This is a genomic window from Desulfovibrio inopinatus DSM 10711, assembly GCF_000429305.1.
Lineage (GTDB): Bacteria > Desulfobacterota > Desulfovibrionia > Desulfovibrionales > Desulfovibrionaceae > Alteridesulfovibrio > Alteridesulfovibrio inopinatus.
Map to the genome: position 1 here is coordinate 62844 of NZ_AUBP01000031.1, position 14771 is coordinate 77614.

The 14771-nt window shown below is 48.2% G+C and carries 10 protein-coding genes; 5 read left to right on the forward strand and 5 right to left on the reverse strand.

Translation table 11 applies throughout. From position 1 onward, the window contains the following. Positions 1–94 precede the first annotated feature (94 nt). Together G451_RS0118350 and G451_RS30285 are read left to right on the forward strand one after the other, a co-directional pair. Entirely contained in the window at positions 95–1354 is a 1260-nt protein-coding gene (locus G451_RS0118350; RefSeq protein WP_027185399.1) for an HDOD domain-containing protein, read from the forward strand. Then, a complete protein-coding gene (locus G451_RS30285) occupies positions 1351–3039 on the forward strand; it encodes a sensor histidine kinase (protein ID WP_051261661.1) in 1689 nt (562 codons plus the stop codon). Before G451_RS0118350 ends, G451_RS30285 begins: the two co-directional genes overlap by 4 nt. A 55-nt stretch (positions 3040–3094) precedes the next feature. On the opposite strand, the gene arsS is transcribed toward G451_RS30285, so the two are convergent. The 3 genes from arsS to G451_RS0118370 form a co-directional block, all read right to left on the reverse strand. Then, positions 3095–4030 (reverse strand): arsenosugar biosynthesis radical SAM (seleno)protein ArsS, encoded by a 936-nt coding sequence (gene arsS / locus G451_RS0118360; protein ID WP_027185400.1) that lies wholly within the window; start codon positions 4028–4030, stop codon positions 3095–3097. A gap of 1 nt (position 4031) precedes the next feature. Beyond that, on the reverse strand, positions 4032–4364 hold the full coding sequence (locus G451_RS0118365; RefSeq protein ID WP_027185401.1) for an arsenosugar biosynthesis-associated peroxidase-like protein: 333 nt from the start codon (positions 4362–4364) through the stop codon (positions 4032–4034). Positions 4365–4427: 63 nt separating this feature from the next. Further along, complete coding sequence (locus G451_RS0118370; RefSeq protein WP_027185402.1) at positions 4428–5333, reverse strand: glycosyltransferase family 2 protein; 906 nt, start codon at positions 5331–5333, stop codon at positions 4428–4430. Positions 5334–5798: 465 nt separating this feature from the next. Between G451_RS0118370 and G451_RS30290 the strand changes: the two genes are divergently transcribed. The 3 genes from G451_RS30290 to G451_RS34825 all read left to right on the forward strand — a co-directional run bounded on the left by G451_RS30290 (position 5799) and on the right by G451_RS34825 (position 12821). After that, a complete protein-coding gene (locus tag G451_RS30290; protein WP_051261662.1) occupies positions 5799–7613 on the forward strand; it encodes a C1 family peptidase in 1815 nt (604 codons plus the stop codon). 70 nt (positions 7614–7683) lie between these two features. Beyond that, on the forward strand, positions 7684–9594 hold the full coding sequence (locus tag G451_RS34235) for a caspase family protein (protein WP_156921710.1): 1911 nt from the start codon (positions 7684–7686) through the stop codon (positions 9592–9594). A 464-nt stretch (positions 9595–10058) separates the two neighbouring features. After that, the gene (locus G451_RS34825) at positions 10059–12821 is read left to right on the forward strand and encodes a pentapeptide repeat-containing protein (RefSeq protein WP_051261663.1); all 2763 of its coding nucleotides are present in this window, start codon (positions 10059–10061) and stop codon (positions 12819–12821) included. Between the two features lie 709 nt (positions 12822–13530). Here G451_RS34825 and G451_RS35400 read toward each other — a convergent pair. Beyond that, on the reverse strand, positions 13531–13863 hold the full coding sequence (locus tag G451_RS35400) for a type II toxin-antitoxin system RelE family toxin (protein ID WP_084448648.1): 333 nt from the start codon (positions 13861–13863) through the stop codon (positions 13531–13533). After that, positions 13818–14381, reverse strand: a complete 564-nt coding sequence (locus G451_RS0118400; protein WP_027185406.1) for a hypothetical protein — start codon at positions 14379–14381, stop codon at positions 13818–13820. The genes G451_RS35400 and G451_RS0118400 overlap by 46 nt, the downstream gene beginning before the upstream one ends. Between the last annotated feature and the right edge of the window lie 390 nt (positions 14382–14771).

Here is a 14771-nt window from a genome sequence, read left to right on the forward strand (position 1 = left end):
TTTGAGAAGTTGTTTTGTCCGCCTTTAGCCGGGAAATATTTACTGTATACTTTGTACAATATGCCAGTATGCTTCTGACTCTGGAGGTATATTGGTGGATTACGATAAAGAAAAAATACAATGTGACAAACAACGTTGTCCACAAATTAATGTGACGGATATTCACTGCGGAATGGTCTTGTCTCATGATGTGTATAGCATGAAGGGAAGACTCCTTCTCAAAAGCGGTGTGACTATTGATGAGAGTCATCTTCGCATTTTGAATATGTGGGGAGTATCCTCAGTCTCCATTCATAAAGAATCCTGCTTACAGTTTGACATGGGCACAATAAATCCCATGCAAGAATGCATTGACCACCGCTTTGCTGTTCCCAATATGTCGCATGAGCCCTATGAAGAGCTTCGCCGGCAAGCTGGTATTGGTCTCATGCACCATGTTGAAAACGGATGGACCCCACAAGCATTTCCCAAGTATGTAGAACGTACCGGAAACGTTGAGCGTGGTCCGGACATCAATACGGTTGTGACGTTAGGTGAAGATCTCTATTCACTTCCGGACATCTATTTTGAAGTGGAAAAAGCGCTTCATGATCCCACCTGTACCGCCAATCGGTTGGCGGATATTATTTCGAAAGATACAGGATTGACCGCCCGTCTATTACGACTGGCGAATAGCGCATCCATGGGGATTGGAAGAAACATCGATTCTTTGTCTCGTGCCGTGGTGTTGCTTGGCATCAATGAAATCGGGCGTCTGGCATTGGGAGGGGCTCTTGTCAGGACGTTTCACGGTGCGTTTTCCGAGTTCCTTTCCTTCAAGGCATTTTGGCAACATTCGTTGAGTTGTGGCGTGTTGGCCCGCCTCCTTGCTCTCCATTTGCAGAGAAAAAATATCGAAATGTATTTTATTGCAGGCATGCTGCATGATGTCGGCCGTCTTGTCATGGTCAAGGTGGCAGCTCAACGCGTGCGTTTGGCGGCACAATTGGCGTTTCAAAAAGCGATCCCACTGTACCTTGCAGAACACGACGTGTTTGGATTCGATCACTGTGCTGTCGGGAATGCGTTGTTGTCTCGATGGAATGTCCCGGGCTCGCTTGTCGAATTGGTGCGATTTCACCACGCTCCATATGAAGCCCCAGATGTGACAGTCCAGGATGCGGCCATTCTCAGTGTGGCCAATGCAATTTCGACGGCACTTGGATATGGATTTAGCGGAGAGTACTTGTTCACCGGGTTGGCTGAAGGAGCCTGGGAGGCCTTGGGCATCAGGCCAGGTGTCATTGCGTCGGTGGTCATGCAGGCTCGGCGACAGCTCGACGATATCTATACTTCATTTCTTGGACCGTTATGAACGCAACGGATCGCATTGCATTCCTTGAAAAGCAGATCGAGTCGCTTGAACGTGAAAAAGCAGCTGCGATGGATGCCTTGGAACTTGCGTCGTCTTTGGGGAGTTTTGCCAGTTCGTTTCAAGAAGAAGCAAGTTCTTATCCCTTGATGAAAGAGCTCTGCCACCGTGCATGCTCAATGATCGTTTTTCGTTGTGCTGCGGTGTATCCGATTGATGATAGAACAAATGATCTCGGGACTGCATATTATAGTTATAATGATGATTCGGCCTCTCTCGATGCTGAAGTTGATGCACTGATACGCGATCAATCCTTTGCCTTTGCATTGCAAACAGAACGTGCCTGCTTTTTTATGGCACGAAATAGAGAAGAGTATATCTTGTTGCATGTCTTGGCCACGGCAAAACGTGTACGCGGCATGTTTGTCGGTGTTCTTGCACAAGACAAAAATACCATTCTCGATACATCGATTGCATTGTTTACCGTTGTTATGACGGCGGGAGCCCATGCACTCGAAAGTTTTGAAATCAATAGATTGTTTCGAGAGCATAAAGTCCTTTTGGAGCGACAGGTTGAGGCTCGGACAGTCCAATTGAATGAATCGATAGACCGTCTCAGAACGATTTTTGAAAGCAGTCACGCCGGTATTGTGGTCGTTGATGCGTCCAACCATTGTATTGTTGATATTAACAGTGCCGGTCTTCACATGATTCAAGCGGCAAAGCATGATGTTATTGGACAGGTATGCCATCGATTTTTATGCCCGACAGAAAAAGGGAATTGTCCCATTACGGACAGGCAACAAAGGTTGGATAATTCTGAAAGAGTTCTGCTCACATTCGATAAAAACACGGTGCCCATCTTGAAAACCGTCTCGCAGGTAAAGATTGAAGGGAGACCACACCTTGTTGAAATTTTTGTTGATATGACAGAACAGAAAAAATCCGAAAAACTGAAAGAAGATATCCAAAACATTATCCGGCATGATCTCAAAGCACCGCTCAATGGCATTATTTCTGTGCCGGATATATTACTTGATAGCCTTGATCTGAGTGAAGAAGACGCCACGTTGCTGCGCTGTGTGCAGGAATCCGGGTTCCGCATGTTACGCATGATCAATATGTCTCTTGATTTATATAAAATGGAGACTGGGGTATATGTTTACTCCCCTGAGAAAATGAATTTTTCGTCTGTATTAAGGACGGTTCTCAATGAATTGGCGAGTATCTTCCGTTCGAAGCATGTCGTGGTCGAGGTGCGCTGCAAGGACGCAGAGGACTGTGTGTCTCGTCCTCTTGATATCTATGCAGAAGAGTTACTTTTGTATTCATTGCTCTCGAATTTGATCAGAAATGCGATAGAAGCGTCGCCGTCGGGAGCATCCGTTACGATAACAGTTGATACTGGCCGTTCTTTACGAGTTGCGATTCATAATGAAGGGGTTATCCCGGAATCGATTCGCACTTCTTTTTTTGACAAGTACAGTACGTGTGGGAAAATTGGTGGAACCGGACTGGGGACATATGCGGCAATGCTGATTACCACGACAATGGGGGGAACAATTGCCATGGAATCAAGCGAAGAGAACGGCGTGACAATTTCGGTTGATATACCGTGTACGACACCGGTCGAGTCTGAAACGACGCGCGTTTGTTCTGTGCGCCGCAGGAAATGCTGGTCCGTGTGACGGGTTGCGTGCGGATGTGGGCGTCAGACCTGAACTAGGACTGTATCGCGCCGCCTCACGTGAACCCCGAACCTGCCGTGCAAGCAAAACAATGGTCTCCCGTTGCTATGGTTTGTCCTTCGCTGGGAAGCACCATATCGCGAACATGAAGTCCTCCGACCATGGGACGGTGTGCTGCCTGGTTGAAATCGCAATCATAGAGCGTGCCATCCCAGGCAATGGAAACGGTTTCACGGCACATCACGCCGCACAACGCACCGGGATTGAACGCCGATACCAATGATTGCAAATACGGCGTCAAATTGCCGGATGCTTCCAACCATGTCCGGAATCGTCCCAACGGGGCATTGGGAAGCACAAGAAGTTTGTTGAAGGTTATACCGAAGTTGCGCGACAATTCTTTCTTGAACCGTCGCTCCAATCCGCTCTGTTCTGCCGGCAAAAAGGCTCCAGCCGGGTTGCTCACCAGATAGAGTTCCAGTCCGCTTCCGTCCTGTCCATATCCACGTTTATTGAGCGATTGCAGAACAGTGATCGAGGTGTCGTGCGTTTGCGCACCACGGACCTTGTCTGTTTGCGCTTTGCGTGGGGAAGGGAGCGAGGCAACAACAGTGACACGGAGACGAGTCAATAAATCCATCAGGTCACGTCGTTCCTCGTGATCCAGAGCGACAAGATTGGTGCGCACCATGATGTTGTTGGTCAAAGGGGCGATGTCTTCCAGTAATTGCGCCAACTCCGGATTCATTTCGGGCGCTCCACCGGTAATATCGATGAGATCGAACCGATATGCATCGGCATAAGCAACGATCGCTTCTCTCGTTTCGCTGGTCATGCATTCGGTACGTCTCGGTCCAGCTTCCAGATGGCAATGTTTGCATGCCAAATTACAGAGAAGGCCGACATTGATTTGCAATATTTGGGGTGTACTTCGGCGTAGTGTCAGACCATGTTCGGCGAGTACCTTATGAAACAGCGGGATACTCGTCATATTACAAGCTCACTTCATCTGCCTTTCGTCGCATTTGCATGGCATGAACCAGCGTGATACCGGCTTTCATTGCCGCCGCAACATGCACGGCCTCGGTCATTTCTTCCTTGTCGCAATCCTGCTCCAAACATTTTTGCGTATAGGCTTCAATACAGTAGGGGCACTGTAAAGCGTGAGCAATAGCCAATGCAATAAGCGCCTTCTCCCGTTCGTCCAGTGCTCCTGGCCCCATGACCGATCCATAGTAATCAAAAAATTTCTCTCCTAATTCCTTGGCATCCTTGGTGACATCGCCAAACTGCTGCAAATCCTGCGGATCAAAATAGGTTTTCATTGAATTCAACGCTCCTTATCGGGATTATAGATACGGTTGTACCGTTTTATGCTCTATACTCAACTAAAAATAAAAATGGAATCCCATTTCAGTATTTATTGCTTCATACTCAGCGGATTGGAGAATGGCAGGGAGAAGCGGGAGGTATCGATTTTTGAGTTGCTCAAAATGTCTGACGTATTCCTTATTGACCCGAAAACGTATGGTTCCGTTGTCTTCATAGGGCAAGAATTTTCGTCCGACATAGAGATCGCGGAATCCGCATTTGAAGAGCACGTCATTGAGTTTGAAGTTGATATCGATATTCTTTGTGCGTTCTTCAGATTTCCATTGCGTATATTCAGATATATTTTCATCAATGTGTTCAGAGTAGGTTATAAAATCGCCTTTGTTGTCGGCATATCGGAGGTTACAAAATCCCGCTAAACGGGCGCGTAATCCATAATCAGCGTCTTCTTCACCGTAAAGTCCATAGTCTTCATTCCAGAATCCGATCTTCTCATGAACAGCGCGTTTGATGAACGTACACCCGCCAACATGTCCCGCGTAATACAGCCGATCGTCGGCGGCATGTCGAAGTCCACTCGTGTTCTCACCGAATCCAATCATTGCCGCATCGTCGATGGTTTCCGCAATATTGACCAGCACATCAAGCCAATCATCACGTAAAAAGACAACATCGTTGTCTATTTTTACATAATATGGCGCATCGGACAGGCTCCACCCCAAATTATACGCAGGTGAGATGCCCATATTGGTGTCGAGATACACAATGCGATTGATTCTTTCGGAATACCCATCGGCATGCCGAATGGATTCCAAGTATTCTCTCGTCCTGTCGGTGCTTCCATTGTCTATAATATTGATGACGTATGGATACGATGTCATTTCCAATATGGATTCCAAACATCGCTGAGTACATTCAACTCGATTGAATGTGACAATGGTCAGATTCACAAATGCGTCCATTATGTCTCCAGAGTGTGGGAAAAGTGTGTTCGTCTCTGCAGGCTATTACTCAACAACGGCGTATTCTCAAAATTTGGGTTTGGCGCACATGGGACACGAATTATATACACAAAGAGTAGCAGCATGGTTCTTTTTGCGCAATTCTGCGTCTCGGTGCTCTCTTGAAAGCAAGCCATTCAGTGAGATGTTTTGTATAGGGCGAGGTCTTCTTTTGCGAATGTGTTTTTCTCATGAATGGGCTTTGATCGCTCTGAATTATCGTCTGTAATGTTAAGGTTTCTTGTTTGGTGTCCTCTAGAGAGAGAATGTCAGAGGGACGATATATTCAGTGAACAACTATATTGTTGTGTATTAGTCTCTATAGTTTGTTGTGTTATTTGGAGTGGATTATCGTGTTCATGTGTTGACATGCTCCGATTAGTTAATCATGAAGTATTTTAAAAATACGCTTGAAGGAGTGTTGTTGTGGGTTCTGTGACGCGTGATTCTGTTGATTTTCGTGATTGTATATATTCACCGGCTCTTCGGCCGTTGAAACGAATATACTTTCCAGTGGAAAGCAGTATTCCTTCGGACGTATTGTCTTCGATTGTTCGGACACAAGGAAGCGATGGGAGCTGCACGGGACAGGCTTTGGCAACATTGATTGATATCCTGCGTTATCAGGAAAATGGCCATTCCAAATCACAAGTCAGTGCTCGAATGCTTTTCGAGATGGCCAAGCATATGGTCGTCGGAGAGCGTGGACCACGTTCCGGTGGTGAAATTTACTCGTTACGCACCGTCATCAAAGGCTTTTATCACAACGGTGTTTGTCTGGATAACGAGTGGCCCTATATATCCGGTGATTCATGCGGAGAGTTGACATTGGAACGCTCGCGAGCGGCTCGAAACACAACACTGGGAGCCTACTATCGGGTGCGCCCTCAACTCAATGATTTTCACGCCGCCATCAATGAAGTTGGAGCGTTGTATGTCTCTGCTGCCATTCATGAGGGGTGGAGGAAGGAGGTTGTGGAGGAGAATAATGGCCATATTCTTCCCGCCGTCGGCCAAAATTCCGGACATGCATTTGTGATTGTCGGCTATACGGCAGAAGGATTCCTGGTTCTCAACTCCTGGGGCAAGGAGTGGGGTGGATTCGAAGGCATGCCGGGAATGGCTTTATGGCGTTACCAGGATTGGGCCGACAGCATCTATGACGCTTGGGTGTTACGTTTGGCGGTACCGACACCGGAAGCGTTTGACTACAGCGTCAGCGAACAAGGATTGGGCTTTCGCGGATTATCTCTGCAGGCTAGTACCCCGCGTATTGAGGTCCTTGGTCACTATCAGCATTTGGACGACGGTCAACGAGTGGTCTCAGGAACGTATCCGAGCCCGAAAGCGAGCTTTGAGGAAACGGTGACATATCTTGCAGGCGGGCATTATGATCATCTCCTATTGGTCTTTGGCCATGGACAAGAGGAATTATCGAAAGCCGTGACACGCGTTGCCAGAGACAAAATGATGTGGAAGCGAGAGGGCGTCTATCCTCTGTCCTTACTCTGGGCGAACGATCTGCTGTCGTCGGCATTGTGTTGTTTTCAGTCCGTCGCCGAGGATGTCACACTTCGTGGCGATCAGGATCGTCAGAATTTGACCTGGACCATCAGTAAAATGTTGAAAGGAGTGGGGCGAGCACTCTGCCGTGATCTGGTGCGAGCTTCGAGAAGCGCCGCGAGTCAGGACGGTGCAGCTCGGGAAATCGTGGAGTCGTTGATAACGCTGTGTTTGACCAAAGATATTCAGCTCCATGTATTGGCAGAAGGTGAGGGCGCATTGCTCCTCGCGGAGCTCTTGGAGGTCATGGAGAGCAACGAAACGCACGCATTGTTTGACGTCACGGAGACGTTGACATTGGTTTCGCCTGGAATCGTTCGCTCTGTGGAGCAGGTATATGCGCCGTTTTTGTCCGCATTACAGCAAAAGGGTGATCGGCACGGACTGCATCGAGCTGTGTTGTATCGGCCATCGGCCGATCTTGAACACGTGATGACAACGGGCGGATATCCTGGTTCGTGGTTGGATTTTATCTCGGCGTTTATAACCTCGGATGAAGGGGAAACTGTCAGGCTGTTGGGACAAGCCGGAGAAAAAACAGACAGTGGGTGGCATATCGTGGAGATCCAAGCGACGCAGTTATGCACCGGATGGCAGCCTTCCACGGTATTATTCGGACATCAAGAGATTCTTGATGGAGTAGCGCGGCGAATTGTTGGAAAAGAATACCAATCATAAAACTGTTCACATGTCGTAGTAGAGAAAGACGTTCTTTGCCTTTGCAACCGCAACCACGGAGGTATCACCTATGGATACCCGCATCAGTGTTGAGGAATTGTCGAAACGGCTGAACAATCTGGATGTGGACGAGTCGGAGTTACGAAAATATTTTACCGTGGACGAAGAACATTCGGGGCTTTTTTTACCGTGTCTTGTCATTAATGAGCAGGAAGTCGCCATTGACATGGCAACGCCGGAAGGTCGGTCCCGAAGCGCTCTTTTGCTCAATTCGCTCAACGACATGAGCCGCTTTCGTCGCCATTTGCGTTTTAATCGCAAAGTTGCGGACTCGTCGTACGAGGGACCGATCATTCTTTCCGAAGGGGATTCCTGGTTTCAGTACCCCCTTATGCTCAAAGATGTCATAGACTGGTTGTCCGACGATTATGCTGTTCGCAGCCTGGGAGCTGCCGGCGATACATTGGACAATATGTTGGATAAAGATGAGTACTTCACGGAATTACAACGCCTCATTGCAAACCATTTGCATCCTTCCATCGTATTGTTGAGCGCTGGAGGCAACGATGTCCTCGGTGGTGGCGACCTGAAAAAGCATTTGCGGGAATTTGATCCGGTCTTGACTCCGGCAGAGCACCTGGAATCATCCTATAACGATCTTCTCGCCAAGGTCGAAGGACAGTATGATATCGTTCTGCGCAAGCTTGAAACCATCTCCGGATTGCATATTATTTGTCATGGATACGACTATTGCATTCCCAATAGCGGGCGTTGGCTCGGTAAGCCGATGGAAAAACGCAACATTACCGACCCCGCGTTTCAACGTGCCATTGTCAAAGAGATGGTCGATCGTTTCCACGCCTGCATGCGTCGGCTGACGAAGAATTTCGACAACGTGAGCTTTCTGGATAATCGCGGCGTTGTCACGGATCAGCGTTGGCATGACGAATTGCATCCCGTTGATGAGGGATACCATGCTGTAGCGCTCCGCTTCAAAGAAGAGATTGAACAGTTTGCCGGCCCGCGGAGTCGACAGGCGCCTGCGGTGCAACCGGTGACTTCGAAATCGTCGCGAACCGGAGTTTCGACAGTGTCGTCTTCGAGGATGCCAACGACAGGGAAGCGTAAAGGAATGTCGTTGCATATTGGTCTCAACAGTGTCGACCCGAGTCATTATGCTGGTTGGGATGGCCAATTGATCGCCTGCGAAAACGATGCGTACGACATGCATGACATTGCACAAAGCATGGGATTTGTAGACAGAGAAATGTTGTTGACCGGTCAGGCCACGCGACAGGCCTTGCTCACTGCCTGCGCACGTGCAGCCAATGAGTTACAGGCCGGTGACATCTTTCTTCTGACCTACTCGGGCCATGGCGGCCAATTGCCGGATCTGAATTTCGATGAGTCCGACAATCTTGATGAAACATGGTGTCTCTATGACGGACAAATCCTCGATGACGAACTGTTTGCCATGTACGCCAGATTTCGTGAAGGCGTTCGTATCCTTGTTTTGTCCGATAGCTGCCATAGTGGTTCGGTGATTCGTGCTGCAGGAGGGTTCCTCGAGAGGATCAGTGGTCCTCAAGACCCCAATGATCCGACGACGTGGCCACGCTGTATGTCTGATCAGGTCGCGTCACGGGTTTTTCGTCAGAATCGTGCCTTCTATACCGAGTTGAGCAAGTCCGCTCGCGGTATCGACTACGACATTGTCGAAAAGAAGTTGACGATGCCTCTGGCCTGTACGGTACGTCTTCTTTCCGGATGCCAGGACAACCAGACGTCCATGGACGGACCCTTTAACGGTGCTTTTACCGGGAAGCTTCTCCGCGTTTGGGCGGAGGGACGATTCCAGGGGAATTACGCCAAGTTCCATCAAGCCATTGTGAAAGGTATGCCCCGGTCTCAGACTCCGAATATGCTGGTGTTGGGTGCTCCCAACCCGCCCTTTGATACCCAGAAGCCCTTTAGCATATAGAACCTCGGCCACACATGGAGCGGCGTGAAGAGCCGTCGTGTATCCGAAACATCTCGCCAATATCCAAAGACTCGTTGCCGGCATATTCCACAACGTATGCCTCTTCACCACTTCACGTCTCTGCTCAAACGAGACGTGAAGTGGTGAACGGGGCGTTTGTTATTGGATCATCATGAGAATGGGGAGAATAGAGTCGTGGTGTGGTGAGGATGGAATAGAGAGTTTCTGAATGCGGGTGTTGTATGTGTCGATGTCTACGTCTTGCTTCTAAGGGGTAAGGCATTACGGCGATTGGGTGGGCTTATATGGGATGGGAAATTGATACGAAAACAATGGGCATGGAAAACTTACATTGATCCGTGAAATATTTCATGCCATTGAAGTTGAAAGAGTGTTGTTTTTGCATTGGGATACGTGGGAGCCGATCGATTCATGACCGTTTATATACTAGAGTAGGGATATGTATGGTTGTTGAACAGCTTGTCAGTGATGCTTTTTTGTCGATTTGGTGCAGTCTGGTGAGTCAAGGATTGTGGACAGCTGCGGACCAAGGGTGGGAGGCGCTGAAAAGGAACTGGGCAAACGATACAGACAAGGAACCGTTTATTCGCTTTATCGATGCGGTGCGAAACTGCTGGCTTCAGGCTGTTCGGAAGAATGGCGAAGACGAAAAAGCCTTTGCCGCAATGTTCGATGTTGCGTTTCGTGATGTTACGGAGCGGTATTCTTCTACAAACAATGCGCAACACGATATGGTGTTCCACCCCTATCTCCCACTCTCTGAGCCTATTGCATCACTTCGGGCCGCTTTAGAAGTGGAAATGGAGAGGAGCGGAATTCGTGAAGATAGAATTCCATCTCTTTTATTAGACTTCAATATGGGTGTGCTTGATTTACGACAGGATGCACGACTGGACGGAATTATTCGACAATTTGAATATGATGATGGAAAAAGACAAAAAATAGGCTATTTGCAAGAAATTCTTCAATTACAATACCATACTATTGCCGATGATGATTTGCCGTTGCACAGTGCTTTTATAAAACCTGTCGGCGTGCTCTGCGATTGTTCTCAATGGGGAAATTGTTCAATAGATGATTCATCGTATGTTGCTATGGACACACTGTGTGACCAATATTTTGCATGCCGAAAGGATGCGTCGAACACAAAGCGTATTCTCTTTATCGGTGCAGATTTTGGAATAGGAAAGTCGAGTTATTTGCGTATGAAAGCGGTATCAATGGCCAATGCATATTTGCGGACATGGGATAGCCTGTTTCCTGTCTTTTTTTCTTTGAAAGAATGCAATGGTGATGCAAGTCATATTCGAAATGAACTCAAGCAATGTGTTCCAGACGATGGAACGCCGGTTTGCTTGCTTTTGGATGCCCTTGACGAAAGTGGGCCCGTGAATGATGAGCATGCACGTCATATTTTTCAGGCTGTTGAAGCGTGTCTGAGTGATCTTCCTCCCGGTACACAATGCATCATCACAAGCCGTTTGATTCTTGGGCCACGTGGTGCAGTGGCAAACCATATTCAAAACGTTTTACAACATGGAAGAAACAACCAAACATATCCCACTCAATATATACGTATTCAAGGGTTTGTTCAGACCAACCAAGTCGACTCATGGATCAACAAACAGCGGGACGCCCATCCGGATATTTGGAAGGAGGGCATCACGCATGAGAGTTTGACGTCTCTTGGTTTGAACACAGGAGAACTCGAAAAACCGCTGTACCTTTGGATTGTCGGAAAGCTACTTTCTGATGCTCAGATTGATTTCGATACACCGCTTCCCATGGGACGAACCGGACTCTATCTTCGGTTCATGAATTATGTTTCGGTTCATTGTAAGCGACCGGACCCGAAAGCAGATTTACCGGATCACAGGTGCAAAGCACGTCACCTGTTACGGCGTCTGGCTCGATTACGCAGTCTGCTGCCGGAAGAACATGGCATCACAACAGAGCTTGTGAAAAAACATTTTCCAAACGATTCCACAGAATATGAGTTTTATAAAAAACTCGACGAAACGCATTTTTTGAATCTTTCCTATTTTGGACAAAATCACACCGCGTTTGAATTCAGCCATCTTTCATTTCAAGAGTATTTGCTTGCCGAGGATTTACTTGCCAATCTGTTGATTGCAGCAGCTTCTGATTCCGGGAAAAAAGAAAAATATCGTCTCATTACACGTGTAGTTTCCGAGGAAACCCGCTCTTTCCTTGCAGAACTTGCCATGGGATTGGGGAAGATTCCTACGTCTGATGTATATAAAGACATGTTCGAGCCTTTCCTTGCGGCCTGTGATGCCGCTTCAAAAAGCTTTGCATATGCTCGTCAGGATATGGAACGGTTGCTCAACGATGTTCTCTCAATGGCCGCACTTTGGGTGGCTGATGAACGCCCCATGATATTAGAAGAGCATGATCGACGCGAGCATGATGCAACATGCTTGGGGCATGGGGTAAAAGTCATATCACGACCCATTTCTGATGATGAAATGTTCCAAGAACGTTGGCTTGCATTACTTATGGGGAAGAAAATATGTGAAGGTATGGATGTTAAGGACTTCTTGACACTTCATGAACGTATTGTTGGCGATTCTATGAAGTCTCTGATTGAGGTTGTTGTGGAAGCTTTGCCTCAATGGAAAGGGGCGTTATTAGAGAAAGCAGTGCTAGATGGGGTTCGAGGACGTAGAAAGTCTTTCTCAAATGATATCCAAATTATTGATGGAAACCCTGGTATTGTTGGAGCCAACCTCAGCAACGCCGACCTCATCGAAGCCGACCTCCGCGACGCCGACCTCCGCGACGCCGACCTCCGCGACGCCGACCTCATCGAGGCCGACCTCCGCTTCGCCGGCCTCCGCAAAGCCGACCTCAGCTTCGCCGGCCTCCGCTCCGCCAACCTCATCGAAGCCGACCTCAGCAACGCCGACCTCAGCAACGCCGACCTCCGCAAAGCCGACCTCCGCAAAGCCGACCTCCACTTCGCCAGCCTCCTCTCCGCCGACCTCCGCAAAGCCAACCTCCACTCCGCCGACCTCATTGGAGCCGACCTCATTGGAGCCGACCTCAGCGAGGCCGACCTCCGCAACGCCAACCTCCGCGACGCCAACCTCATTGGAGCCGACCTCCGCGACGCCAACCTCACAGGTGCCATTTTAGACGACGACCAGAAACAATATCTCGACAGCATTGGCGTTCCCTATTGATTCCAACATATTTGTTGTTATCCCTCTCCACAATATCATCCTGCCACTGGAGCAGGATCAGGGCAAAAGTTCACAAATCTTTTCATTTGCGAAGAAGAGATTTACTTTCAGTAAACATCCTATGAACTTTGATTCACGAAGGCTTGCGTATGATACGACGGATTTTCAAAGGCTCTCCGGCTCCGAAATTTCCATCCCATGCTGTTTTGAGAGGGATGGGCAGGATTTTGGATATAGCCGGCTCCTCTCGTGTCGATGTGCGACAGAAGTCTATTTCTGAAGATTCCTGGAGCACTGACAGCGAGGCCTTGCAGAGCGATTGGGAAAACGTTGGGAACGACATGCGTGCCGCATGCGTCGTTTTCAGAAAGAATATGACCAAAGATGGTAAAGGTGCCGTCAAAAGAAGAATGGCAAGCGAAAACGGCTGAAGAGCTCCTTTCTGTGGATAACGGGAAGGAGTTTCATTGTGATGAGATGAGGTTCCACCGGAAATAGAACGCGGTCTTTCCCATATTGAAAAATGCCAGTTGGGAGAACGTATCGCGATTTGCAAATTGACTGTCAGATGATATTGAGAGCCGTTGCTTCCGCCCGAGTTTTGGAGGGTGATGAAAAAACATTTCTCGGTGTGGCCGACCGTATTTTGTCCCTCACAGAAGGTGAAGCGGAACATCGTCGAGCCATGGAGAAACGCATTGTTTCGGCGTTATGTGTATTTTTTAAGGGTCTTGATAAGGCGGTTGTTGTACGCTTCTTTTCTGTCTGCGACTTTCAAGATTCGAACGACGAGTTTCGACCCATTGACGCTGTAAATGACTCTGAATTGCCCTGATCGAATTCGGAACGCATCGACGCCTGTGAGCTTTGTCATTCCCTTAGGGAAAGGGCACTTCTCAAGGTCGTCAACCAGTCTTCGGACAGCCTCCTGCCCTTGCGGGGATAGTTTTTTCAATTCCCGAACAGCCTGAGGTGTCCAAACGATTTCGTATCGCATTATTGAAGGTTCAGGCCTTGCTTCACGACAGTCCAGGGGATGCATTCGTCGATAGGGGTATCAACCGCTTCAAGAGCGTCGTTGACATCCTCTTGCTCTTCCTTTTCCAGTTCCAACACCACGGGATGAGCTTCCCCGTTTGTCAGTTTTGTCCATCTTTCAAGAAGACGATACAGCTCATCGTTATTCGCCACAAATGTTAACAAAATAGCTTTGTTCAAATATTTAAGATTCATGTCATCGTTGTCGGCCGCCAAAACCGCCTGTTCGGCTGCTTCCGGCATGAAACCATAAAGCACAAGTGTGCCTGCGTAATTATAATGGAGTACCGCTTCAGGAGAAAGAGAAAGAGCGCGTTCGTGCAGTTGCCTCGCCACGTCTATGTCTCCCTTGAGGCTGGCTATGATAGCGAGGGCACACACGCCGATGGCCGGGGACTCTCCTTTTAAGGCTTCAGCCTGCTTGGTGAAACGTGCGAGCTCAAATTCAGTAAGAGGGCCGTCTGTTGCCCTGTCAACTATTTCACAGATAAGATTGGTATTTGCCACCAGAGGAGTAGCCATTTGTCATCTCCACTTCGTCCCCCCGTGACGGAGGACTGATGTATTGCTTGGGGAAATCCTTGTATTTCGTATAGTCATTTCTCTATTTCCCGTCAAAAGCTTTTCTGGTTAGCAATGAACCCCAGCTCATTCCAGAAGCCGATGTGTCATTGTGGCGTTTGAAGACCTCCCCATGCCAATTAAGAGATTGTACTGCCAAGACCATCTCGTTCAAGCATGCCGTGCATGGGCTTATGCTTTATTTCCCCAAATGTATTATGAGATACTTCCATGTTTTCAATCAATGAGTACAGATTTGTTATTATAAAAATAGCTGAAGAATGTTGGTACCCGTTAAAAAGGTTTGAGGAAGGGAGGTGATGAGGTGGGGAGAGGGGGTTCGGGGGAGAG

Coding starts and splice junctions, on each gene's coding strand:
- G451_RS0118370 (WP_027185402.1), bottom strand. CDS start 5,333: ATGGACGCATTTGTGAATCTGACCATTGTCACATTCAATCGAGTTGAA.
- arsS (WP_027185400.1), bottom strand. CDS start 4,030: ATGACGAGTATCCCGCTGTTTCATAAGGTACTCGCCGAACATGGTCTG.
- G451_RS30285 (WP_051261661.1), top strand. CDS start 1,351: ATGAACGCAACGGATCGCATTGCATTCCTTGAAAAGCAGATCGAGTCG.
- G451_RS0118400 (WP_027185406.1), bottom strand. CDS start 14,381: ATGGCTACTCCTCTGGTGGCAAATACCAATCTTATCTGTGAAATAGTT.
- G451_RS34235 (WP_156921710.1), top strand. CDS start 7,684: ATGGATACCCGCATCAGTGTTGAGGAATTGTCGAAACGGCTGAACAAT.
- G451_RS34825 (WP_051261663.1), top strand. CDS start 10,059: ATGGTTGTTGAACAGCTTGTCAGTGATGCTTTTTTGTCGATTTGGTGC.
- G451_RS35400 (WP_084448648.1), bottom strand. CDS start 13,863: ATGCATCCCCTGGACTGTCGTGAAGCAAGGCCTGAACCTTCAATAATG.
- G451_RS0118365 (WP_027185401.1), bottom strand. CDS start 4,364: ATGAAAACCTATTTTGATCCGCAGGATTTGCAGCAGTTTGGCGATGTC.